Annotated in this window: 1 protein-coding gene; it reads right to left on the reverse strand. The window is 47.4% G+C overall.

Going from position 1 to position 249, the window contains the following annotated elements; genetic code table 11:
* The coding region (locus tag AAEZ10_RS27625; RefSeq protein ID WP_350571859.1) for a phosphomethylpyrimidine synthase ThiC at positions 1–249 on the reverse strand (249 nt) is incomplete at both ends.

The following is a 249-nucleotide window of genomic DNA, read 5'->3' on the forward strand; positions in this document are numbered from 1 at the left end:
GGTTAATATTCAACGGAATAATCGCTCGACCTCGAGCGACTTCATCACGGACAAACTCAGGTGTGATCAGCTGACCAATATGAGCACCAAAAGCCTCTCCAGGCGCTTTTTGGGTTAATACGGTGTCGGTTACTTCAGCACGAGCCATGTTTTCACGAATGGCAATGTATTCCATTTCAGGGGTAATAATACCTTGGCGTGCATAATACATTTGGGTCACGCATTTGCCCGACTTGGCACGTTTAGGCG

This window comes from Pseudomonas sp. H26/SER47-MNA-CIBAN-0231, from assembly GCF_040310465.1.
Taxonomy (GTDB): Bacteria; Pseudomonadota; Gammaproteobacteria; order Pseudomonadales; family Pseudomonadaceae; genus Aquipseudomonas; species Aquipseudomonas atacamensis.